Below are 21,518 nucleotides of genomic sequence, written 5' to 3'. Positions count from 1 at the left end.
GAGAGGGAAGGGGGAAATGAGATGGATGGAAAAAATGCACCTTATCGGGGATATGGAGACCGGATTCGAATATTACGAGAGCGGGCCGGATTATCGATTGAGACGCTTGCAGAACAGATTGGTGTGGCACCTTATTTTATTCGGCGCACCGAACTGAGCGAGGTCTATCCGACAATGCCTTACATAGAGGCGCTCGCCGAAACGCTACAAATCGACCCGAACTACTTGGCACGCCACATATGGACGGGCGAATCGCTCAAAGTGTTGATGCGAGGAAAAGTGCCTGAGCTCGAGCAGATGAAACTCGCCTACGAAGAAGCGATGCACGGGAAGTCAGTCGAAGAGATGCAGCGTCAGCTTGAAGAACGGATGCGCATCTTTGATTTGATGCATGAAGAGGAACTGCAACGCATTTTTCAAGACGATGAAGAGCCGTCGTCTCATCACGCGCTCGAAGCACTCGTCGATGCGGTCCTCGACCTTGGGCGGTCACACGATTCAAATCACCACATCGTCCCGTTCGCCCGCTATGTCGAGCGGCTCGTCCCCGATCAACCCGGGAGGAGCTCTCTCCAATATGCAGAGCATGGCGTCAGCGACAAATCGTATAAATTACAATGATGTAAATATGAAAAAATGACCAGGAGAGCGATTCTCCTGGTCACTTTACATTATGGGCGCGCCTGGCGCGCTTCATAGCGTACTTTTGGCCGTGTACCGGCAAGCAAGAAGCCGAGCACGATATTCAAGATGGTGAGCACCCATCCGACATATCCGAATGTGTAGGCGAGACTCGCGAGCATCGTTTGCCACTCGAGCAATGCTGCCGCGTCGCCACGGAAAGTGAAGCGGATGACGGTGAAGCCAATGAGTGTCGTTGCAGTAATCATGATGCCGATCCATGCGCCGCCGAAGCGAGACGTCTGTGAACGTCTGCTGACCGGATACCAAAACGCGAGCGTTCCAATGAACGTACTGCCTGCATAAGCAAGCAGGATTTGCCATAACGCATCCGCGTCTAAGAAGACGGTGTAACAGATGAACGTCGTGAGCGTCGTCATAAACGTAAAGATTAGGGCTGCGAGTAATCGTGATCGCATAGTTCGTTTTCCTCCTCATTTTGCACATTCTTTAGAGTAAACGAAAACGAATTTGCTGTAAACGTTATTGACGGTTTTGTAATATTTGTCGCCATTGTTTAATGGCGTTCGTTCCATAGAATAAGACGCCGCCACGGTAGAATTTCGAGCCGATCCATAACGTCAGCCCAATCGTTCCGATGAGCAATCCGATGGAGAGCGCCACTTCCCAAACGGCCACATCGACGAGCATGACGCGTAGGAACATGAGCATCGGTGCGAAGAACGGGACGAACGAGAGGACCGTCACAATCGTCGCATCTGGATTGTTCAAGCCGAACATCGCGACGAGGAACGCTGCGACGAGAAGCATGATGACCGGCATGACCATTTGCTGTGACTCTTCGACGCGGCTGACGAGCGACCCGAGGACGGCGAAGAGGGACGCATATAACAAGTAGCCGAGCAGGAAGAAGACGAGCAAATAGATGACAGCTCTGGCATTCCCTGCATTCTCGAGGACCGTCGTCGCGAGCTCACTGCCTCTCGCGCTGACATAACCGAATCCAAGAAAAATCCCGATCTGGATGAGAGCGAGCGTCCCGATCGCCGTCACTTTTGCGAGCATGTGTGTCACCGGGTGTGTCGTCGAGATGATAAGTTCCATGACGCGTGATGATTTCTCGGTCGTCACTTCCGTTGAAATCATCGACCCGTACGTGATGATGGAAATATAGAGGAGCATCAGCATGACATAGACGAGTGCCGATGAAGAGAGGAGTTCGTCCGAGTTCTCTCCTCCACGTCCGAGATAGGACTCGTCAAGTTGGATCGGTTCGCTGAGGGCGGCGATGACTGCCGGGTCGACGTCCGATGATTCGATCAGCTCTGCATTTCGCAACTGTTGCAACGACGTTTGCAAGACGGTCGTAAATTCTTGTTCCGGGCGTTCGGAGATGACACGGGCATCATACCCATCGACGAACGCGACGACGCCATATTCCCCATCGCTTATACCGGAGCGCGCCTCTTCTTCCGTGATCTCGCTTGAGGCGACGTCTTCGTAACCGAGCGACTGCATCGTATCGACGAGTTCTGTGTTCTCGGAGACGACGAGAGCGCTCGCTTGCTCGGAATCTTCAAATGTCGACAAGATCCGGTCGATGTTCGTGAAACCAAAGATGAAAAGAATCGTCAACGCCGTCGAGATGATGAACGCCTTCGAACGGATCCGGGATTTGAGTGTGAACGAATAGAGTGGCCCAAAGTTATGAAACATGCTGACCGACCTCCTTGATAAAGATATCGTTGAGCGATACAGGTTGACGCATGAACGTCTTGACGTTCGCCTGATGACGGACGAGTGCCGACAGGACGGCGTCGCTATCATCGAATGAACGGAGACGGACTAAATGACCAGATTTATGCGGCTCGATCGATTCGATGACAGGGAGCGAATCAAGTACGTGAATCTGGTCCGTCTCGATGAAGAGGGCGGGCTCGGCATAGCGTGACTTGATTGTCGGGACGTCACCGCTCACGACGGCACGTCCGCCTTTCAAGATGCCGACATGCTGGCAGAGCTCCTCGACATGCTCCATTCGGTGACTCGAGAAGAGGATGGTCGTCCCGGAGTCACGTAACGCGAGCACCTCGCGTTTTAAAATTTCGACGTTGACCGGGTCGAGTCCGCTGAACGGTTCATCTAAGATGAGGAGTTCAGGATTGTGAATGAGGGCGGCGACGAGCTGAATCTTCTGCTGATTCCCTTTCGAAAGCTGTTCGACGCGCATCGTCTCATACTGGGGGATTTCAAGGCGTTCGAGCCATGATTTGACGGCACGCTTGGCGTCGCTCGATCGCATACCTTTCAGACTCGCGAGAAAAACGAGCTGTTCGCGAACTTGCGACTTCGGATATAGACCTCGCTCTTCGGGTAAATAACCGACGATTCGATGGTCGACCGCCTGATTGTTCCAGGTGATGCTTCCATCCGTCGGTTTCAAGATGTCAAGAATCATCCGGAACGTCGTCGTCTTTCCGGCGCCGTTCGCGCCGAGCAGTCCGAACATTTCACCTTGTGGGACACGGAAGGTGAGGTCGTCGACGGCTTTAAAGTCACCAAACTCTTTCGTGACACGTTCGATATGTAATGCCATGTTCATGTACCTCCTTAAAAAGTCTCACCTCTATCGTACGCCACTGTGAGCAAAAAGTTTCACTTTTTCTGGTCAATGATTTATCTTGAAATCAAGATAACAAAGGAGGATGATTATGAAAACGCACTCCACGGGGATTCATCACATCTCATCGATGGTACAAGACCCCCAACGTACACTAGATTTTTATGGCGAGGTGCTCGGCCTTCGTTTCGTCAAGCAGACCGTCAACTTTGATGACCCGGGCACGTATCATCTTTACTTCGGGGACGAAACCGGCGAGCCGGGGACGGTCATCACATTCTTTCCAATCGCAGGATTAGGGAAAGGGAAGGTCGGGAGCGGTCAAGTCGGCGTAACGACATATCTCGTGCCGGCAGGAAGTTTGCCGTTTTGGGAAGAAAGATTACAGCAGCACGGCATCGCGACCGTTGCGACAACACGGTTCGATGAGGCGTCGCTTCTGTTTGAAGACCCGGACGGACTCGTCGTCGAGCTCGTCGCGAGACCGAGTTCGAAACAGACACGTTGGGTCGTCGAAGGAATCACAAAGGACGAGGCGATTGTCGGATTCGCCGGCGCGACGTTATTGTCAAAGGATCCGGACGAGACCATTCGTCTGTTGACCGAACTGTTAGGTTTTGAACGGGTCGCGGAAGATGGGGAATGGGTCCGTCTGATCGGGTCAGCCGATTACGCGAACGTCATCGATGTGAAGAAAACGGTTTTACCGAACGGGGTTCCAGGCACAGGAACGGTTCACCACATCGCATGGCGCGTTGCGGACGGTGAACAGTATCCGACATGGCAAGATGCGATTTTTGATCTTGGGCTAAGACCGACCGAGGTGAAGGAACGTAACTATTTCCGCTCCGTCTATTTCCATGATGCCGGACGCATCCTGCACGAACTTGCGACAGACGTACCTGGATTCACTGTTGACGAGTCGATTGATTCACTCGGTGAGACGCTTCGTTTGCCATCATGGCTAGAAGAAAAACGGGACCACATTTCTCGTACATTGCCAACCATTGAATTACCGAAAGGAGAACGGATATGATTCATCAATTCATTCAAGGAACGAAAGAAACGACGCTCGTCTTGTTGCACGGAACAGGAGGGAGCGAGCAAGATTTGATCCCACTCGCGAAAGAATTGTCGACAGAGGCGAACATCTTGACGCTTCGAGGAGACGTCATTGAAAATGGGATGTCACGTTTCTTCCGTCGTCATGCAGAAGGGGTGCTCGACTTAGAAGATTTAAAGAAGCAAACGGAGCGCTTTTTAAGCTTTTTGGACGAGGCGGCGACAGAGTACGGCATCGACCGGGAGAAGATGATCCCAATCGGATACTCGAACGGGGCGAACTTGATCGGTTCGTCACTCTATCGTCAACCGGCTTTCACCGCTTCTCTTTTGTTCCATCCGATGGTACCGGATCGCTCGTTGACACTACCGAACCTGTCAGGGACGAACGTGTTCATCTCGGCAGGAGAGCGTGACCCGATTTGCCCGAAAACAGAAACAGAAGAGCTGACATCGACACTCCGGAATGCCGGAGCGGACGTCGAACTCTTCTATCACACGGGCGGTCATGAACTTCGCATGGAAGAAGTCGAGGCAGCCCGGTCATGGATCGCTGCTCACCTCGACTAAGTCGTTCAAGCCATTTTTTTAAATTTACTCGGACGAGAATAGACGACGAGGACACCACGGTCAATCAAATAGGCGGCAAACAAACGTTTCGCCTCCTCAGCACGGACAGTTCGGTCGATTTGAATATACAATCGGCCGAGCTTTTTTTGTGAGGTGCGCGTCAGTAACCAAATCGAGTCGAGCGTATACTGCCAACTTTGAAGCGTGTCTCCGCCGATGTATAAGTAACGGTTCTGCGTACGCTCTAACAAGTGATTGAGCCACCAGACGTCACGGACCAATTTGGCACCGACACCGAGCACGAATGTGAGGCCGAGGAAGGCCATACCGGACAATACGGGGTGAATGGCAGAAAAACCGCTGCGCACTGACTCAAAGGCAACAAGGAGTAGCCCGACGGAAAAGATGCTGACGAACCACCAAAATCCGAAATTAGAGAATGAACGTTTCGGGTCATGCACCATATGGTGTCGATTCCGGATGATCGAAGCCATTCTCTCCACCTCCTTTGTTAGAATATTCAGAATATTTAGTAACACCACTATACTATACTCTACCCAATCCCGTCCATTTGAATACTTTGAAAGCACGCTATATCTTGAGGATTTCTTGACGTTTCGGCTTGTATTCGTCGAATTATGGGAATGATGACAGTGAAGACATGAAAATTTTGTTGAAACGTAATTTCACTTTGAAGAGGAATCGATTATGATAGGTGAAGGAAAATGGAGTGAGGTGGCGCGGAATGAAAAAAATGAAGGTCGGAGAACTAAGAAAAGAGTTGAAATCATTTACTCAAGAGGAACTGATTGAACTCGTCGTCAGTCTGTATAAACAACACGCCGAGGTGAAGACGACGTTGAACCGTTATTTCATCGAAGAGTTTGAAGGCGATGTCATGAATGAGCTAATCCGGGATATCATTCGGTTAAGTGAAAGTGCCTCGCGGGGTTCAAATAATCTGACGCTTCTAAAAAACGGCGCTGCCATCGTCAAGAAAGCGGACTACTTCAAAGAGCCAGCATTTTCGGAAGGCGTTCGTGTCTTTTATTTAAATTATTTTAGTCCGTATGTTGAAGAAATGGGTGATTTGTTAGAAGTGAGTGCCCCGAAAGAGCTCGAAATCTTTTTTGGTGAGTTTGACAAAGTGCTCAAGCGGATGAAGGAAGACCCGTACACGCTTTATTTGATAAAAGGTCGAGTAGACGATTTACTCGATGAGTTCCCGATCCATCAGCGCGAACAAATCGTCGCGTTTTGGGAGCGTCAAAAGGCATGGGTGAAAGAAAATATCGATTAAAGAACTAGAGGAAATATGATGAGAAATTATTGGTATGACAATATTAAAGGTGTGCTTGTCCTGCTCGTCGTGTTCGGGCACTTATTGACCGATGTACGTGGCGTTTATGATGACATCCTTCCGAAATGGGTTTATCTGTTCTTGTATACGTTCCATATGCCGCTATTCATCATGCTCAGCGGTTATTTTTATCGGGAGAACCGGTATTTGCGCGTGATCCAGTTGTTCATCGTCTATGTCATCTGGCAGATCATTCTCGGGTCGTGGTTCGCTTTCACGGAAGGGATCCCTATCTTTTCGCTTGAAAACCCGGGATTCAATCTATTGAAACCATACTGGGCGCTCTGGTACTTGATGGCAATCATCTTTTGGTACATCATCACCCCGTATGTCACGCAATTGAAAGGGTACGTGCTATACGCGCTCTTGTTTGCGCTTCTTTTCGGGTTCCAAGCCGAGGCGACAGGCTATTTCGCATTGCGTAAGGTGATCATGTTCTATCCGTTCTTTTTGATTGGGAACTGGATGTCCGAACGCAATACGCTCAACTTCTTTGAGTTGCCGAAGCGGGCCGAACAACGTAATCGTTACCGGATCGGCGGAGCGATTGTATTTTTCACGCTCACGGTCGGGCTCTTGATTTCGATGCGTGTCCAACAATCCGATACGTTCTATCATATCGGGAACTTGTTCAAGTTCCGCTTCGCTTATGACACGGCCTTGCCGGAAGCGATGTGGGGGGGACCGTTCGCTTTCTTGATCGTCTATACGGTGTCACTCCTTATGTCGATTAGCTTCGCACTCATCATTCCGGGACGAAAACTACCGGTCTTCTCGAGGGCGGGACGATATAGCTTGTATGTGTACCTCGTCCATGTATTCCTCGTCGTCGCCTGGAAGGCGTTCGTGCCGGCCGGATTTATGCCGACATCCTGGATGCAGCTACTCGTCCTGTTCGCTGTCGCCTTCGTGATGGTCCTGTTCATTATTAGTCCGCCGATGGTCCGTCTGTTGCGCCCGCTCGTCGAGATTGACGTGAAACGCATTCAAAATACGAGAAGTGTTAAAGGGTAAAGTCTTTTCTAAACACATCATTTCAGCTACACTTTATAGAGAAGACACGAAATTAGAGTTAAGGAAGTGACCTTATGCCATACGAAAATGGAATGTACAGCACAGAAGGCGACGTGAATGTATCACGTCATGTCGTTGAAATGATTGCCGCGGTCGCGGTCAAGGAAACGAAATACGTCTCGTTCACACAAGAAGACACGAAATTGTCAGAGCGAGCGCTCATGAAGCATGTGAAAGTCGAAGAGTCAGAGGAAGGCATTACGATCAACCTGTCTCTTTACATCGCATACGGGCGATCGATTATCAAGACGGTGACGGCTGTTCAAGAGCGGATCACGCAAGACATGGATACGATGCTTGCAATGACACCACGTTCTGTGAATGTGAAAGTGGTCGGCATTCAGCTTTAATTGTGGAAGGGAGGGCGATGAGCCCTTCCTTTTTTGATTTTTGCGAAAACGGTTGCATCAAGATAACGTTTTCATTTATAATAGAAATCGAACAAGTGCAACCGTTTGCATCAATGACCAAACGTGCGACGGGTACTTGTCAAGTTCCCTAAATGTAGTCTGACGACACAGACATTTGAAGGAAAGGCGGAAAGCATGTATGTCAACGATTGAAGCAGTGATTTTCGATTTGGACGGTGTCATCACTGACACGGCAGAGTACCACTATCTCGCTTGGAAGCAGCTCGGTGAAGAGCTCGAGATTCCATTTGACCGCGAGTTCAACGAAACGCTCAAAGGCGTGAGTCGGACCGAATCGCTCGAGCGGATTCTTGCGCTCGGCGGAAGACAGAACGACTTCACACCGGAAGAGAAAGAAGCACTCGCGCAAAAGAAAAACGAGCACTACGTTGAACTCATTCAACATATCTCATCAGACGATCTGCTCCCAGGCATCGTTTCATTCCTCGATGAAATCAAAGAGGCGGGACTCAAAATCGGAATGGCTTCGGCTTCAAAGAACGCATTCGCGGTCGTTGACGCATTAGGCGTCCGTCATTACTTCGAGCACATTGTCGATGCAGCAACCGTTGCCGAGTCAAAACCACACCCCGAAGTGTTTTTGAAGGCCGCATCTGCCCTTGGCGTGAAACCCGAACTCGCCATCGGCGTTGAAGACGCGGCTGCAGGCGTGACTGCAATCAAAGCGGCAAACATGTTTGCTGTCGCCGTCGGAGAAGAAGCGATGCTCGGTCATGCAGACCTCATCGTCCATTCGACTGACGAACTTTCACTCGAACGCATCCTCGAACGCGTTCAAGTGTAAAGGACTACAATCATCTTCCGTGAGACGGCGACTGCCCCGAACAGTCGCCGTCTTTATTTTGAGTCAAAAGTCCTAAATAGACAAAATTGCCCAAAAAGAGATGACAAACTCATTACAAATCCGTTACACTTTTATAGAAGATAAGAAGGGATTATTAGGAATTACTGAATTAAAATAGGGAATCTCGAATTATAATTGGATGTAGAAGGGGATTTGTGTATGGAATCTACGAATGTAAACGATCACATTTATCGAGAGCTAATGGAGATCGAGGAATCGTATCGGCAACTGCAACGCCGTGCGGAATACTTGCTCGCGGAATTGAGCCGGGATAAAGAGGAAAAAGACCCGATGCCCGATGCGTCGAAACGACTACGTCCACGGCGCGTGAATCAACGTTATCCGCTTGAAGTATACGTACATCAAGTGACGGATCTATTGAAGGAGCGTCAGACGATGAGTGTACGTGATATCCAGATGGAGCTTGAGCTTCGTTACCGTCACCATATCAGCAATATTTATCAACTGATGGTGAAGATTGAAGGGGTGAACCCTGACATCAAAAAAATCGGGCGCGGCCTATATACATATGAACCAAAAGAAGAAGTGGCAGCTACACTTTCTTGAGTCTGAGCCGATGGGGAATGCCCAATCGGCTTTTGTTGTAAACGGACTTTCCACTCATCGATACGAAATATGATATAATGCGCCAGAGTCTATTTTTTTGAGAGAGGAACTGTCGGCCCATGTTATGGATTGCCATGTTGGTCAGTTTTGTGATGGCCATCTTGATTACACCGCTCGTTCGTCGATTCGCATTTTTCATTGGTGCGGTCGATCATCCGAACGCACGAAAAGTACATTTACGAACGATGCCACGAATCGGTGGGCTCGCGATTTTCATCGCCTTCTTCATCGGCTATGCGCTGTTGCTTCCGACGAGCCGGTACAATGATGCCATTTTGATCGGGGCAGTCGTCATTCTCCTTACCGGACTGATCGATGACCGATTCCAGTTATCGGCCCGTGTGAAGCTGATGGGCCAAATGATTGCGACGGTCATCGTCTTGAACTCGGGGATGCGCATCGAACTTGTCAACCTTCCGTTCGACCAGCAACTGTATCTCGGGTCATGGAGTATCCCGGTCACGGTCCTTTGGTTGATTGGGATCACCAACGCGATCAACTTGATCGATGGTCTCGACGGTCTAGCCGCAGGCGTTTCGAGCATCGCGCTCGCAACCATCTCCGTCCTTGCCATCATTCAAGGGAACGTCTATTTGACAATGATGGCGCTCCTGCTCCTTGCGAGCACGCTCGGTTTTCTCGTCCATAACTTCTACCCTGCAAAGATCTTTATGGGGGACACGGGGGCCTTGTTTCTCGGGTATATGCTCGCTGTCTTCTCGCTGATCGGATTTAAAAATGTGACGTTGTTCTCGCTCGTCGTACCGGTCTTATTGCTCGGGTTACCGATTTCAGATACGATTTTCGCCATCGTGCGCCGACTCGTCCAAGGGCGGCCGCCGATGTCGCCTGATAAATCGCATATGCACCACCAGTTGATTGACATGGGTTTCACGACGCGACAAGCCGTCCTGCTCATGTATGGGATGACCCTGTTCTTTGGGATCTCATCCATTCTGTTCGCGAAGACGACGATGCTCGGTGCGGTCATTACATTCGTTGTCGTCCTCATTGTCATCGAATTGATTGTCGAGTCGACAGAACTAATCCATCCAAACTATAAGCCGATTATCCGAACGTCGAGACGATTACTCGGTCGGACATGAACACAAAAGAACAGCCGACATCGCCAAGCGATAGCGGCTGTTCTTTTTAATAGGTCGTCGTTTCTGTCATCGAGTCATCCGTCTCATCCGTTGTCGGTTCGTCCGCGGTGACAGGCATACCGAGTTCTGTTTGCAGTAAAGCCTGCGTGTCACGTAAATCGGCGGGGTCGAGTTCATAATAGTAGACGCCATTCAACGTCAAATCGCTTCCTTCGAGTGTTTGACGATTGAAGGACTTGAGTGATTTTGCGTACGGTTGAAGTTGGGCGGCTTCTGACAATGACATGTTCGTCCGAATGTTCTCGCCGACCGCGTTCATGATTCGGTTCAATTTTGTGAAGGAGTTGATCGTCGTTGCCTCATTGATGATGGCCTCGATGACCTGTTGCTGTCGACCGGCTCGACCGATGTCGCCGGCAGGGTCTTGCTTTCGCATACGTGAGTAGGCGAGTGCCTCTTTTCCGTTCAAGACTTGTACACCTGGTTCGAGCTCGACGTTCCCGGTCGCCTTTCCTGATATCGGGACGAGGACGTCGATTTCAACACCGCCGACTGCATCGACCAAGTCTTCAATTCCGTCGAAGTTGATGGTCGCATAATAGTCGATCGGGATGTCGAGCAGGTTCTCGACGGTCGAGATGGTCACGTCGATGCCACCATATGCATATGCATGGTTGATTTTGTCTTTGAACGGGTCCTCGTCGTCAAGGACGATCTCCACATACGAGTCGCGTGGAATGCTGACGAGTGTCACTTGACGAGACTTTTTGTTGAACGTCGCGACCATCAATGAGTCGCTCCGTCCCTCTTCAAGTGAGGCGCCGCCATCGACTCCTGCCAATAGGACGGAGAAGTGGTCTTTCGTCAAATCGATGGTCTCCTCGCGGCGCTCAGACTTGTCGCCGCGTTCTAGCTCTTTATTCGTGATGTCGGCCGTCTCATTCGCTTTGAACACAAAATAGCCGAAAGCGGAACCGCCGATTAGTAGTATGACACCCAACACGATGAGGACGATCTTCCAAGCTGTTTTTTTCTTGCGTGGGGGTGTGTCCATGTTAATTCCTCATTTCAGTCGTTTCTTTTATTATAGGCGTTTCAGCGTTTGAAATCACGTTCGATGATGCGAACAGTGTGAGTTTGAAGCTGACCTTGACCGTTCGTCAAATCTGTCAACCAAGCGAGCGCCTCATCTGTCTCTTCCACGGGTACCGAGATATGAAACGTGACGAGGTCGGCGTAGGTGATGTCATCGAGCAGGTATGTGGACTGTCGCAACTCGTTTTCAACTTTACCGATCCATGTGTAGTCGACGGTGAGTGTGACTTGTTGCATCTGTAGACGCTCGACGATACCGACCGCGTCGAGCCCTTCGCTTACGGTGCCGCCGTATGCTCGGATGAGACCGCCACCTCCTAATTTGATGCCTCCGAAATAGCGTGTCACGACGACGACCGTGTCCTTTAAGTTCCGTTTGCGCAACACCTCGAGCATCGGCATGCCGGCGGTGCCGCTCGGCTCCCCGTCGTCGTTCGCCTTTTGATGCTCGTTTCGCTCTCCGATGATATAGGCAGAACAGTTGTGATTCGCGCTCCAATGCTCTTTCTTGATCGCTTGAATGAACGCTTGCGCCTCGTCCTCTGTCTCGACACGTTTAAAATGAGCGATAAATTTTGACTTTTGTATAATGACTTCGTATGTTCCACTTTGTTTTATAGTATAATTTAACTCACTAGACATTTCTGAACATTCTCCTTTCTATTTTCAACTATTTTTTTTAGAATTTAAGTAGGCACAAACGCTTCATATAGCGAATGGAATATGTAGAAAATCTCTCATGGCCACTGTAAACCTATGTATGGTGGACGATATATAAGGATAGATGAGGATTAACTATTGAATTATTAGGGGATGGCATCGTGAATCATATTACCGATCGGACAGCTCTAGAACATATCATAACAAATATGATTGATACGGTGACGGAAAGTAAAGAAGAGATTGTCCGTATAACCGAAAGTTCAGCAACTGAATATTCAGCAATTCAAAACGAGTTGAAAGAATTGTCGGATAAAATCGAGTTCTACATCGAGGAGTCCGATCGACTCGAGCGACTCGTGAAAGCTGCAAAGGCCAGGCTCGTGCAAGTGAGTAAAAAGTTTCATATACATAGTGAACAAGAGATTCGTGAAGCGTATGAACGGGCGAATCAAATGCAACTCGAACGCTTTCTTGCTCAAAAAGAGGAGATGGCGGCGCAACAAAGACGTAACGACTTAGAACGTCGCCTGCTCGTATTAGAGGATACGATCGAACGTGCCGAAAAGTTGATCGGTCGTGTGAGCGTCGTCCTGAACTTCCTACGCGATGATCTGCAACAAGAGTATTCGGACATGATGAAAAAGCAAGAAATGGCCATCGGTGTGTTCGAGGCGGCCGAGCGTGAACGGCGCCACCTCGCCCGCGAGATGCATGACGGTCCCGCGCAGTCGCTTGCGCATATTTTGATTCGGGCCGACCTGATTGAAAAGACGTTCGACAAGCGAGGAAAGGACGAGGCGTTTGCCGAATTACATGATTTGAAAAAGTTGATCCGGGGGGCTCTCGTCGATGTGCGTCGCTTGATCTATGATCTGCGCCCGATGTCGCTTGACGATTTAGGATTTTTACCGACACTCGAGCGTTATCTCCATCAAACAGAGGAGTATACCTCGATCAAAATGCGCCTCAATTATCGCGGGTCACGCGCCCGTCTGCCTGAGAAGTTAGAGATCAACGTGTTCCGTCTCGTTCAAGAAGCGGTACAGAATGCAATCAAACATGCGAAGACGACGGAAATCATCGTGAACGTCGAACAGGCGAGCGATGTGATCCACATACACGTTCGCGATTATGGTATCGGTTTTGAACCGCATGCGATTGGCGAATCGTCGTTTGGAATCGTCGGAATGCGCGAACGGATTGAGTTGGTGAACGGGAGTATCACCATCGACTCGGAAATCGGTAAGGGAACGGCAGTCCGGATGTCGATTCCGATTCCGTGAGAGAACAAGGGGGAAGACAAACATGAACTTGACACAGACACGTATTGCGATCGTGGATGACCACGAATTGTTCCGTGAAGGATTGAAGCGGATTTTTGATTTAGAGGATGAATTTTCAGTAGTCGCGGAAGGCCGCACAGGGCGCGAAGCGATTCGGATCGCGGGAGAACAAAAACCTGAGATCATGATTTTAGATATCAACATGCCCGACATGAACGGAATCGAGGCGACGAAACAGTTGTCACTCCTCTCACCAGAGACCCGTGTCCTCATCCTCTCGATTCATGACGATGAATCGTATATTACACATGCGCTCGAAGCGGGCGCATGCGGATTTTTGCTTAAAGAAGTCGCATCCACAGAACTCATTTCAGCTGTCCGTGCCGTCGCACGGGATGGGGCTTACCTTCATCCGAAAGTGACGACAAACGTCTTGAAAGAGTATCGTCGTCTCTTACAATCACGAGGGGAACAGGCAGGACGCGGCGTCGACAGCCGTACGGACGATCCGGTCTATCAACTTCTGTCACGTCGTGAGGTCGAAGTGTTGCACCTGCTCGCAGACGGGCGCTCGAACCGTGATATCAGTGACATGCTCTTTATTAGCGAAAAGACGGTCAAAAACCACGTCTCTTCCGTCCTTCGTAAAATGGATGTGAACGACCGTACGCAAGCCGTTGTGGATGCAATTCGCCGAGGTTGGGTCGAGATTTGAGCGTCACCGATGCTTTACCTCGTTTTTGTGTTACAATATGGAATGGAATCCTAACATAGTTGGAAAAATGAAACGATGTAAAGCGAGGATATAGTATGGGAAACATTGCGATTTTAACCGACAGTACCGCCTACTTGTCGGATGATTTTTTGGCGCGACACGACGTCCATGTCGCACCACTCAGTGTCATCTTCGATGGCGTATCATACCGTGAGTCGATCGATATGTCGACTGATACGTTCTATGAGCGAATCGAGGCGGGTAACCTGCCGACGACATCCCAGCCGGTCATCGGCGAGACGGTCGAACTGATTGAGAGTTTGCCGGACAATGTGACGGACGTGGTTGTGATCACGCTCTCGAGTGGCATTAGCGGTACATACCAATCAATGGTCGCGTTAAATGACATGGTCGATGTGACCGTTCATGCGTTTGATTCAGAGATCTCATGTATGCCGCAAGCGTTTCTTGTGGAAGAGGCGTTACACCTCCGTGAAGCCGGTGCCACGGCCGAGGAGATTGTCGCCCGACTTGAAACGGTGCGCGACTCGATTCGTGCCTATTTTGTCGTCGACGACCTCGACCATCTACAACGTGGTGGGCGCCTGAGCGCAGCGCAAGCGCTCGTCGGTTCCTTCTTACAAATTAAACCGGTTCTTCACTTCCAAGATAAATTGATTGTCCCGTTTGAAAAGATTCGGACATATAAGAAGGCTGTACGTCGAATCGAAGAGATGATGGACGAGTCCATTGCCGGGGACGGCGAGGGATATTGCATCGGCATCATTCATGCGAACTGCCCCGAGCGTCAGGCAGAAGAGATTGCTTCGATGAAACGGAAATTCCCGAAAGCACACATTTCGGGAAGTCACTTCGGGCCGGTCATCGGGACACATCTCGGACCGGGTGCGATCGGCATCACATGGTATCGTCGCGAATGGTAAAGGAGACGACCGCTTAAGGTCGTCTTTTTCAATGGAGGAGGGAATGCGATGGCGAAGTATCGACACATTTTTGAAAAACTCGCCGAAGAGATGCGGAATGGTACGAGACCCGCAGACTCCAAACTCCCGTCTGAAACGGAGTTGATGCATCAGTTCGAGGCGAGCCGCGGCACGGTCCGGAAGGCGCTCGATTTGTTGCAGGAAAACGGGTACGTCAGGAAGCATCACGGTAAAGGCGTCTTCGTCTTGAAGCGAGACCAGATCGAATTTCATTTTAATGGGATCGTCAGCTTCTCGGAAGTGTACGCGAGTATGCTCGGCCGATCCATCCGAACCGATGTCGCCTCGTTCGAAGAGATGGAGGCACCGCCCTGGCTCGTTGAGCGGATGAACCTGACGCCGGGGACGCACGTGTTCCGGATCGAGCGGGTCCGAAACTTTGACGGGGAGAATGTCATCCTAGACATCAATTATTTCGTAAAAGACCTTGTCCCGGGATTGACGAGAGAGATTGCGGCGACATCAATCTATGAATATATCGAGCGGGAGCTCGGCCAACAAATCAGTTACGCCAAGCGGAAAATCGCGGCCGAGGACGTGACCGAGCTTGATCGGATGCGGCTCGATCTGTACGACTACGAATACGTGATCGTCATCACGAACGATACGTTCTTATATGAAGGACAACAATTTGAATATACGGAGTCGCGCCACCGATTGGATAAGTTTCAGTTCAGCGACGTCGCAAGGCGGTAAACCTCTTTCGAAAAGAAGGAGGTTTTTTGTTTGAACGAACGGGATATAGGGGTATTTTTCAAATAGGGCACGTCACAAAAAGTTCACACATAACTTATCTATATAAGTTGTTGACTTAACTTATATAGATAAGTTATACTTTGTTTGTAATCATAAGTAACCGTTTTCATAAGCAGTTTTCAAACAAAGGAGGACAATAAACATGAAGGCAGATTATCGCCAAATTGCCGCGGATATTTTAGAAGCGATCGGTGGCAAAGACAATGTAGACAAGGCCGCACACTGTGTGACGCGTCTTCGTCTCTCGCTAAAAGATCAATCAAAAGTTGACGAGGCACGTGTAAAAGAAATCGATCTCGTCAAAGGGGCGTTCGAGAACTCAGGGGTATATCAAATCGTCATCGGAGCCGGTGATGTCGAACGTGTCTACGCTGAATTCATCAAGCTCGCTGGACTTGAGGCGGCAACAGTCGCTGAGGTCAAATCAGCAGGCGGCAAGAAAATGAATCCGCTTCAAAAACTCGTCAAAGTGTTCTCTGACGTCTTTATGCCAATCATTCCAGCCATCATCGTAGCCGGTCTCCTCATGGGGATCAACAACTTACTCGCTTCAGAAGGTCTCTTCATCGAAGGACAGACACTCATCCAAGCATACCCGAACCTACAAGGGCTTTGGGATCTTATCAACATGATGGCGAACACGTCATTCGTCTTCTTACCGGCACTTGTCGGTTGGTCGGCGACGAAGCGTTTCGGGGGAAGCGAAGTACTCGGTATTGTCATGGGTCTCTTGCTCGTCCACCCGGACCTCTTGAACGCATGGGGTTACGGGACGGCAGCACTTGAAGGTGAAGTCCCAACGTTCGATATCCTCGGACTCTTCGAAATCGAGAAGGTCGGCTATCAAGGTCAAATCTTGCCGGTCCTCGCAGCAGCATATATTTTGAGTCAGATTGAAATCTTCTTGAAAAAACGTGTACCGAACGCGATTCAGCTCTTGGTCGTCCCAATCACGACAATCGTCGTCACTGGTTTCCTCGCGCTCGCAATCGTTGGACCTGTCACACGCGGAATCGGTAACTTGATTGCGACAGGACTCGTCAACACGTTTGAAGCGGTACCGGTCGTCGGGGCACTCCTCTTCGGATTGTTCTATGCACCACTCGTCGTCACAGGAATGCACCACTTGTTCATCGCCATCGACCTTCAGTTGATCGCAGACACGGGCGGTACGTTCATCTGGCCGATGATCGCGCTCTCAAACATCGCGCAAGGTTCGGCCGCACTCGCAATGTTCTTCATCTACAAGCACAACGCGAAACAAAAGAGCATGGCATCGACTTCAGCGATCTCGGCCTACTTCGGGATTACGGAGCCGGCGATGTTCGGGGTCAACTTACCGAATAAGTTCCCGTTCTACTCAGCCATGATCGGGTCAGCGACTGCTGCCATCTTCATCACATTGAACGATGTGCAAGCGATCGCAATCGGTGTCGGAGGACTCCCGGGATTCCTCTCGATCTTCACAGATAAAATCCTTCTCTTCATCGTCGGGATGTTCATCGCGATCATCGTTCCGTTCGCGCTCACATTCATCTTGTCGAAGCGCTACATGAAGAAAGGTGAACTTGAAGAAAATAAAGTCGCATAATGAATGACTCGGGAGGGAGGGACGGCAGTTCTTCCCTCTTTCTTATTGAAATGAAAACTCTTACAAAAGGAGATGTCGTTGATGACACAAAAAAATTGGCGCAAATCAGTCGTCTATCAAATTTACCCGAAAAGCTTTTATAGTCCGGAAGGGAACGCGACCGGATCGATTAAAGGGGTGACGGCGAAGCTGGATTACTTGGCAGAACTCGGCATCGAATATATTTGGATGACGCCTGTCTATCAGTCACCGCAACATGATAACGGATATGACGTGAGTGATTATTATGATATCGACCCGTCTTACGGAACGATGGAAGACCTCGACGAATTGATTCGTGAGGCGGAGGAGCGGGGCATCGGCCTCATGATGGACATCGTCGTCAACCACTCGTCGACGGAGCATGAGTGGTTCCAGAAATCATTGGCAGGAGACGAACGGTATCGTGACTACTATATCTGGCGCGACGAACCGACGAACTGGGAATCGAAGTTCGGCGGAAACGCGTGGGAGTATGATGAGAAGAGCGGACAATACTATCTCCACCTGTTCGACGTGACGCAGGCCGACCTGAACTGGGAGAACGAACAGATGCGCGAGGACGTCTATGAGATGATGCGCTTCTGGCGTAAGAAAGGAATCAAAGGGTTCCGACTCGACGTCATCAATCTCATCTCAAAGGAACAGGATTTCCCAGAAGACGAGTCGGACGGTCGGAAGTTCTATACGGACGGGCCGCGCATCCATGAATATTTGAAAGAGATGAACCGCGAAGTGTTCGACGGACACGATGTCATCACGGTCGGCGAGATGTCGTCGACGACGCTCGACCACTGCGTCCGATACTCGAATCCGGATGAGAACGAACTCAGCATGACGTTCAGTTTCCACCACTTGAAAGTCGACTACCCGAACGGCGAAAAGTTCGTCGCGGCACCGTTTGACTTCATTCAATTGAAAGACATCATGTCGACGTGGCAACGCGGGATGCATGGGAAGGGATGGAATGCCATCTTCTGGTGTAACCACGACCAGCCGCGTGTCGTCAGCCGATTCGGCAATGACACGAACCACCGCGTCGAGAGCGCGAAGATGCTCGCGACCGTTCTCCACGGCCTCCAAGGGACACCGTACATCTATCAAGGAGAAGAGATCGGGATGACGAACCCTGGTTTTGACTCGCTTGACGAGTATCGTGATATCGAGACGCTCAACATCTACAAGTTGAAGCGGGAAGAGGGCGTATCGCATGAGGACATGATGGCCGCCATCAAACAAAAATCGCGTGACAACTCGCGGACGCCGATGCAGTGGGATGCGAGTCCGCATGCCGGCTTCACAGACGGCACGCCGTGGATCAACGTGGCGCCGAACTATGAAGATGTGAACGTCGAAGCTGCGCTCGATGATCCGAACTCGGTGTTCTATCACTACAAAAACTTGATTGCATTACGAAAAGAACTTGACGTCTTGACGGACGGGGACTACACGCTCCTCACGCCTGATTCGTTAGACGTTTGGGCATATACACGGAAGACCGACCGCGAGGAAATCCTCGTCGTCGCCAACTTCTATGGAACCGAAACGACGTACACGATTCCAGAAGGTTTTGAGCGGGTGAGCGTCGTCAGTCACAACTACGACGTGCCTGAGCTCGATGGTGCGACGTTATCCCTTCGTCCGTACGAGGCGATCATGTTCTACAAACAGAAATAACAGGAGGGACCCGACTTTTCGTTGGGTCCTATTTGTTTGAATAGGATGTGTTGTCCCATATAAGTCGAATCGCATTCATATAGCCGTTATGCTAGCGTGATGACAAAAAGGAGTTCGATTATGGGAGAAATCAGTATCGCTCCGACAGGGAAACGGGCCATCCGCTTCGGCATCTGCCAACGCTGTCTTAGCACGGACGTCCGGACGTTCACCTGTCATCACGGAACATGTGCGTACTGTCGGAACTGTCTTTATCTTGGACGTGTCTGTCGTTGTGACTTTTTAGAAGAACGGGACATCACGACACCACTCGAAACGACAGAACTCACGATGCCGTTCGAGCTCGCACCCGACCAAGCGCGGGTCGCGAGTCAACTGCTCACTTGGTGGGAAGAACGACAGACAGGTCTCGTCCATGCGGTGTGTGGCGCAGGGAAGACCGAGATGACGTTCCCCGTGATCGAGCGGGTCGTGAACGAAGGAGGGCGAGTGCTAATTGTGTCTCCACGACGGGACGTCGCGCTTGAATGGGTCGAGCGGCTCGAACAGGCGTTCACGGTGCCCGTCACGAGACGTTACGGGGGCGGGGAGAAAGAGACGATTGGAATGATCACAGTGGCGACCGCGCCGTTACTCATGAATTTAAGGAATGTATTCGATTACGTGCTCGTCGATGAATCTGACGCGTTCCCGTTCGCCTTCGATCTGTCATTATGGAACACGATACGACGGGCGGGGAAAGGTATTTTCTTGTTCATCACGGCGACTCCGACCGTCTGGCAGATCCTGTTCCCGACCGTCCATCTGTCACGGCGCTATCACGGCTTTGATTTGCCCGTCCCAACGCTCGTCAAACAGTCGGACGAGCAACTCTTCGACTTCTGTCGACGACATGCTTCGAAACCGCGCCTCTTGTTCGTGCCGACGAAGTCGGGCTTGGAACGATATCGTGAGACATTAGAAGAGGCTGGGTTTACGTGTCGGACGGTGTCGGCCGAGACTGAGGAGCGGACGGACTCGCTAGACTGGCTCCAACAGACGAACGGGATTGTCCTCGCGACCTCGATTTGGGAGCGGGGTATGACGGTGCGGGACGTGCAAGTCGGGGTGGTCGAGAGCGAGCATCGCCTCTTCTCAGCACGAGGACTCATTCAAATGGCAGGCCGGGCCGGAAGGAAGCCGGATGCGCCGACAGGAGAGGTCTGTTTCTTTTACGGGGAGCGGACGTTCCGTCAAGATGTTGCCATTCAGAAGATCAAGGAGGCGAATCGGCGGTGAGATGCCTTCTATGTAACGAACCGATGACCGTCCCGTGGACGCCCGCCACGCTATGGCGACGGGACTGGGTGTGCTCCTCATGTGAGACGAGACTGACGCCGCTCGGGACGGGCTGTCCACGTTGCGGTCAACCGAACGAGACCGGTGAGACGTGCCCGGACTGCATCCGTTGGCTCGCGCTCGGTCTCGATTTGACCGTTCGATGCCTATACGCTTATGACGAGGCGGGCGTGGAATGGCTACACCGCTTCAAGTTTAGTGGAGATGTCGTCATCGCTTCGTCGGTGGCACAAGCATTACGGCGGTTGCGCTCGTCTGGCGTGACCTATGTTCCCGTCCCACTCGGTGAGGCACGGCTTCGTGAGCGACGATTCAATCAGGCGGAGGTGCTCGCGCGGTCCATCGGTATGACAAAAAATTACCTGGGAAAATTGGATGTTTCAAGTCAACGTGAACTCGGGAAAGAAGAAAGACGACACCGAACGAATCCTTTCACTGTACCGACTTCGGTGAAGTGTGGGAAAATCATTCTCGTAGATGACGTCTATACGACAGGGACGACCCTTCATCAGGCGGCATTTTCGTTACGTCAGGCAGGTGCGACAGAAGTTTCTGCGATTTGCTTGTTTCGGGCGCTAAACAAATCAAAAACGCGTCCGATATAAAGAGCAGAGGTGAAACCAATGGATGCAGCAACTTGCCAAATGTGTGGACGCTTGTTTATAAAGCAGGGTCGTTCACCGTACTGTCCGTCATGCAGTGAGATCGACTTTCAAAATTTTTTGAGAGTCCGGGACTTCATTCGTGAGCCGGCCAACAAACAAACGACCATCGGAGCCCTCGTCGAAGCGACGGGTGTATCTGAACTTGATATCACGCGATATATCCATGAAGGACGCTTGATCATCAAGGACAATCCGGCGCTTGCGATCAGCTGCGTCCGTTGTGGTCAACCGACGAACGAAGGGAAGATTTGTTCGAACTGCCAAAGAGAGATGCAGAACGAACTGACCAGTCTACAGGATAGCTTGACGAAACAGTCAAGTCACCGCGCTTATCGTTTGGATTAACATCATGAAGA

The 21,518-nt window shown here is 50.6% G+C and carries 24 protein-coding genes; 18 read left to right on the top strand and 6 right to left on the bottom strand.

Going from position 1 to position 21,518, the window contains the following annotated elements; all coding sequences use genetic code 11:
• Positions 1-21 precede the first annotated feature (21 nt).
• Positions 22-621, top strand: coding sequence for a helix-turn-helix domain-containing protein (locus KNP00_RS08145; RefSeq protein WP_215143997.1), 600 nt, complete (start codon positions 22-24; stop codon positions 619-621).
• A 50-nt stretch (positions 622-671) separates the two neighbouring features.
• Here the strand turns inward: KNP00_RS08145 and KNP00_RS08140 are convergent, their stop codons facing one another.
• The 3 genes from KNP00_RS08140 to KNP00_RS08130 all read right to left on the bottom strand — a co-directional run bounded on the left by KNP00_RS08140 (position 672) and on the right by KNP00_RS08130 (position 3,238).
• The gene (locus KNP00_RS08140) at positions 672-1,100 is read right to left on the bottom strand and encodes a hypothetical protein (RefSeq protein ID WP_215143996.1); all 429 of its coding nucleotides are present in this window, start codon (positions 1,098-1,100) and stop codon (positions 672-674) included.
• 64 nt (positions 1,101-1,164) lie between these two features.
• Positions 1,165-2,358, bottom strand: coding sequence for an ABC transporter permease (locus KNP00_RS08135; protein ID WP_215143994.1), 1,194 nt, complete (start codon positions 2,356-2,358; stop codon positions 1,165-1,167).
• Positions 2,348-3,238 carry an ABC transporter ATP-binding protein gene (locus KNP00_RS08130; RefSeq protein WP_215143992.1) on the bottom strand — a complete coding sequence of 297 codons (891 nt, stop codon included), beginning with the start codon at positions 3,236-3,238 and terminating at the stop codon, positions 2,348-2,350. Before KNP00_RS08130 ends, KNP00_RS08135 begins: the two co-directional genes overlap by 11 nt.
• Positions 3,239-3,353: 115 nt before the next feature.
• Here KNP00_RS08130 and KNP00_RS08125 point away from each other — a divergent pair, with 115 nt between their 5' ends.
• Together KNP00_RS08125 and KNP00_RS08120 are read left to right on the top strand one after the other, a co-directional pair.
• Positions 3,354-4,298 (top strand): VOC family protein, encoded by a 945-nt coding sequence (locus KNP00_RS08125; RefSeq protein WP_215143986.1) that lies wholly within the window; start codon positions 3,354-3,356, stop codon positions 4,296-4,298.
• Positions 4,295-4,894, top strand: coding sequence for an alpha/beta hydrolase (locus tag KNP00_RS08120; protein WP_215143984.1), 600 nt, complete (start codon positions 4,295-4,297; stop codon positions 4,892-4,894). Before KNP00_RS08125 ends, KNP00_RS08120 begins: the two co-directional genes overlap by 4 nt.
• A 5-nt stretch (positions 4,895-4,899) precedes the next feature.
• Here KNP00_RS08120 and KNP00_RS08115 read toward each other — a convergent pair whose 3' ends face one another.
• Entirely contained in the window at positions 4,900-5,388 is a 489-nt protein-coding gene (locus KNP00_RS08115; protein WP_215143982.1) for a hypothetical protein, read from the bottom strand.
• 251 nt (positions 5,389-5,639) lie between these two features.
• Between KNP00_RS08115 and KNP00_RS08110 the strand changes: the two genes are divergently transcribed.
• From KNP00_RS08110 to KNP00_RS08085, 6 genes are all read left to right on the top strand, one after another.
• Positions 5,640-6,194, top strand: a complete 555-nt coding sequence (locus tag KNP00_RS08110) for a hypothetical protein (protein ID WP_215143980.1) — start codon at positions 5,640-5,642, stop codon at positions 6,192-6,194.
• Positions 6,195-6,212: 18 nt separating this feature from the next.
• Complete coding sequence (locus tag KNP00_RS08105) at positions 6,213-7,268, top strand: acyltransferase family protein (protein WP_215143978.1); 1,056 nt, start codon at positions 6,213-6,215, stop codon at positions 7,266-7,268.
• 74 nt (positions 7,269-7,342) lie between these two features.
• Positions 7,343-7,678, top strand: a complete 336-nt coding sequence (locus KNP00_RS08100; RefSeq protein ID WP_215143976.1) for an Asp23/Gls24 family envelope stress response protein — start codon at positions 7,343-7,345, stop codon at positions 7,676-7,678.
• Positions 7,679-7,877: 199 nt separating this feature from the next.
• Positions 7,878-8,543, top strand: a complete 666-nt coding sequence (pgmB, locus tag KNP00_RS08095) for a beta-phosphoglucomutase (RefSeq protein ID WP_215143974.1) — start codon at positions 7,878-7,880, stop codon at positions 8,541-8,543.
• A gap of 219 nt (positions 8,544-8,762) precedes the next feature.
• The gene (locus KNP00_RS08090; protein WP_215143973.1) at positions 8,763-9,170 is read left to right on the top strand and encodes a Rok-like winged helix domain-containing protein; all 408 of its coding nucleotides are present in this window, start codon (positions 8,763-8,765) and stop codon (positions 9,168-9,170) included.
• Positions 9,171-9,289: 119 nt separating this feature from the next.
• Positions 9,290-10,336, top strand: a complete 1,047-nt coding sequence (locus KNP00_RS08085) for a glycosyltransferase family 4 protein (protein WP_215143971.1) — start codon at positions 9,290-9,292, stop codon at positions 10,334-10,336.
• A gap of 46 nt (positions 10,337-10,382) precedes the next feature.
• Here the strand turns inward: KNP00_RS08085 and KNP00_RS08080 are convergent, their stop codons facing one another.
• Together KNP00_RS08080 and KNP00_RS08075 are read right to left on the bottom strand one after the other, a co-directional pair.
• The gene (locus tag KNP00_RS08080) at positions 10,383-11,390 is read right to left on the bottom strand and encodes an LCP family glycopolymer transferase (protein ID WP_215143969.1); all 1,008 of its coding nucleotides are present in this window, start codon (positions 11,388-11,390) and stop codon (positions 10,383-10,385) included.
• A gap of 41 nt (positions 11,391-11,431) precedes the next feature.
• Complete coding sequence (locus tag KNP00_RS08075) at positions 11,432-12,073, bottom strand: YigZ family protein (protein ID WP_215143967.1); 642 nt, start codon at positions 12,071-12,073, stop codon at positions 11,432-11,434.
• Positions 12,074-12,252: 179 nt separating this feature from the next.
• Here KNP00_RS08075 and KNP00_RS14330 point away from each other — a divergent pair, with 179 nt between their 5' ends.
• The 9 genes from KNP00_RS14330 (at position 12,253) to KNP00_RS08030 (ending at position 21,507) form a co-directional block, all read left to right on the top strand.
• Complete coding sequence (locus tag KNP00_RS14330; RefSeq protein ID WP_215143965.1) at positions 12,253-13,377, top strand: sensor histidine kinase; 1,125 nt, start codon at positions 12,253-12,255, stop codon at positions 13,375-13,377.
• Between the two features lie 22 nt (positions 13,378-13,399).
• Entirely contained in the window at positions 13,400-14,092 is a 693-nt protein-coding gene (locus KNP00_RS08065; protein ID WP_276312654.1) for a response regulator transcription factor, read from the top strand.
• A gap of 95 nt (positions 14,093-14,187) precedes the next feature.
• Entirely contained in the window at positions 14,188-15,036 is an 849-nt protein-coding gene (locus KNP00_RS08060; RefSeq protein WP_215143963.1) for a DegV family protein, read from the top strand.
• 48 nt (positions 15,037-15,084) lie between these two features.
• The gene (gene treR / locus KNP00_RS08055; RefSeq protein WP_215143961.1) at positions 15,085-15,792 is read left to right on the top strand and encodes a trehalose operon repressor; all 708 of its coding nucleotides are present in this window, start codon (positions 15,085-15,087) and stop codon (positions 15,790-15,792) included.
• A gap of 202 nt (positions 15,793-15,994) precedes the next feature.
• Positions 15,995-17,443, top strand: a complete 1,449-nt coding sequence (treP, locus tag KNP00_RS08050) for a PTS system trehalose-specific EIIBC component (protein WP_215143959.1) — start codon at positions 15,995-15,997, stop codon at positions 17,441-17,443.
• Positions 17,444-17,524: 81 nt separating this feature from the next.
• Positions 17,525-19,159: an alpha,alpha-phosphotrehalase gene (gene treC / locus KNP00_RS08045; protein ID WP_215143952.1), complete on the top strand. Its 1,635-nt coding sequence runs from the start codon at positions 17,525-17,527 to the stop codon at positions 19,157-19,159.
• A 120-nt stretch (positions 19,160-19,279) separates the two neighbouring features.
• A complete protein-coding gene (locus KNP00_RS08040; RefSeq protein ID WP_215143950.1) occupies positions 19,280-20,437 on the top strand; it encodes a DEAD/DEAH box helicase family protein in 1,158 nt (385 codons plus the stop codon).
• On the top strand, positions 20,434-21,102 hold the full coding sequence (locus KNP00_RS08035; protein ID WP_215143948.1) for a ComF family protein: 669 nt from the start codon (positions 20,434-20,436) through the stop codon (positions 21,100-21,102). The genes KNP00_RS08040 and KNP00_RS08035 overlap by 4 nt, the downstream gene beginning before the upstream one ends.
• Before the next feature lie 18 nt (positions 21,103-21,120).
• Positions 21,121-21,507 carry a flagellar protein gene (locus KNP00_RS08030; protein WP_215143946.1) on the top strand — a complete coding sequence of 129 codons (387 nt, stop codon included), beginning with the start codon at positions 21,121-21,123 and terminating at the stop codon, positions 21,505-21,507.
• The last annotated feature ends 11 nt before the right edge of the window (positions 21,508-21,518 follow it).

The sequence above is a fragment of the Exiguobacterium qingdaonense genome, from assembly GCF_018617855.1.
Taxonomy (GTDB): Bacteria; Bacillota; Bacilli; order Exiguobacteriales; family Exiguobacteriaceae; genus Exiguobacterium; species Exiguobacterium qingdaonense.
Note: the sequence above shows the minus strand (reverse complement) of the source record. Positions and strands in the feature narration are given on the sequence as shown.

Bases quoted from the DNA above. Each gene is read 5' to 3' on its own strand.
- KNP00_RS08080 (WP_215143969.1), bottom strand. From the start codon at position 11,390: ATGGACACACCCCCACGCAAGAAAAAAACAGCTTGGAAGATCGTCCTC.
- KNP00_RS08065 (WP_276312654.1), top strand. From the start codon at position 13,400: ATGAACTTGACACAGACACGTATTGCGATCGTGGATGACCACGAATTG.
- pgmB (WP_215143974.1), top strand. From the start codon at position 7,878: ATGTCAACGATTGAAGCAGTGATTTTCGATTTGGACGGTGTCATCACT.
- treC (WP_215143952.1), top strand. From the start codon at position 17,525: ATGACACAAAAAAATTGGCGCAAATCAGTCGTCTATCAAATTTACCCG.
- KNP00_RS08100 (WP_215143976.1), top strand. From the start codon at position 7,343: ATGCCATACGAAAATGGAATGTACAGCACAGAAGGCGACGTGAATGTA.
- KNP00_RS08110 (WP_215143980.1), top strand. From the start codon at position 5,640: ATGAAAAAAATGAAGGTCGGAGAACTAAGAAAAGAGTTGAAATCATTT.
- treR (WP_215143961.1), top strand. From the start codon at position 15,085: ATGGCGAAGTATCGACACATTTTTGAAAAACTCGCCGAAGAGATGCGG.
- KNP00_RS08125 (WP_215143986.1), top strand. From the start codon at position 3,354: ATGAAAACGCACTCCACGGGGATTCATCACATCTCATCGATGGTACAA.
- treP (WP_215143959.1), top strand. From the start codon at position 15,995: ATGAAGGCAGATTATCGCCAAATTGCCGCGGATATTTTAGAAGCGATC.
- KNP00_RS08115 (WP_215143982.1), bottom strand. From the start codon at position 5,388: ATGGCTTCGATCATCCGGAATCGACACCATATGGTGCATGACCCGAAA.
- KNP00_RS08145 (WP_215143997.1), top strand. From the start codon at position 22: ATGGATGGAAAAAATGCACCTTATCGGGGATATGGAGACCGGATTCGA.
- KNP00_RS08030 (WP_215143946.1), top strand. From the start codon at position 21,121: ATGGATGCAGCAACTTGCCAAATGTGTGGACGCTTGTTTATAAAGCAG.
- KNP00_RS08140 (WP_215143996.1), bottom strand. From the start codon at position 1,100: ATGCGATCACGATTACTCGCAGCCCTAATCTTTACGTTTATGACGACG.
- KNP00_RS08040 (WP_215143950.1), top strand. From the start codon at position 19,280: ATGGGAGAAATCAGTATCGCTCCGACAGGGAAACGGGCCATCCGCTTC.
- KNP00_RS08130 (WP_215143992.1), bottom strand. From the start codon at position 3,238: ATGGCATTACATATCGAACGTGTCACGAAAGAGTTTGGTGACTTTAAA.
- KNP00_RS08060 (WP_215143963.1), top strand. From the start codon at position 14,188: ATGGGAAACATTGCGATTTTAACCGACAGTACCGCCTACTTGTCGGAT.
- KNP00_RS08085 (WP_215143971.1), top strand. From the start codon at position 9,290: ATGTTATGGATTGCCATGTTGGTCAGTTTTGTGATGGCCATCTTGATT.
- KNP00_RS08135 (WP_215143994.1), bottom strand. From the start codon at position 2,358: ATGTTTCATAACTTTGGGCCACTCTATTCGTTCACACTCAAATCCCGG.
- KNP00_RS08120 (WP_215143984.1), top strand. From the start codon at position 4,295: ATGATTCATCAATTCATTCAAGGAACGAAAGAAACGACGCTCGTCTTG.
- KNP00_RS08090 (WP_215143973.1), top strand. From the start codon at position 8,763: ATGGAATCTACGAATGTAAACGATCACATTTATCGAGAGCTAATGGAG.
- KNP00_RS08105 (WP_215143978.1), top strand. From the start codon at position 6,213: ATGAGAAATTATTGGTATGACAATATTAAAGGTGTGCTTGTCCTGCTC.
- KNP00_RS08075 (WP_215143967.1), bottom strand. From the start codon at position 12,073: ATGTCTAGTGAGTTAAATTATACTATAAAACAAAGTGGAACATACGAA.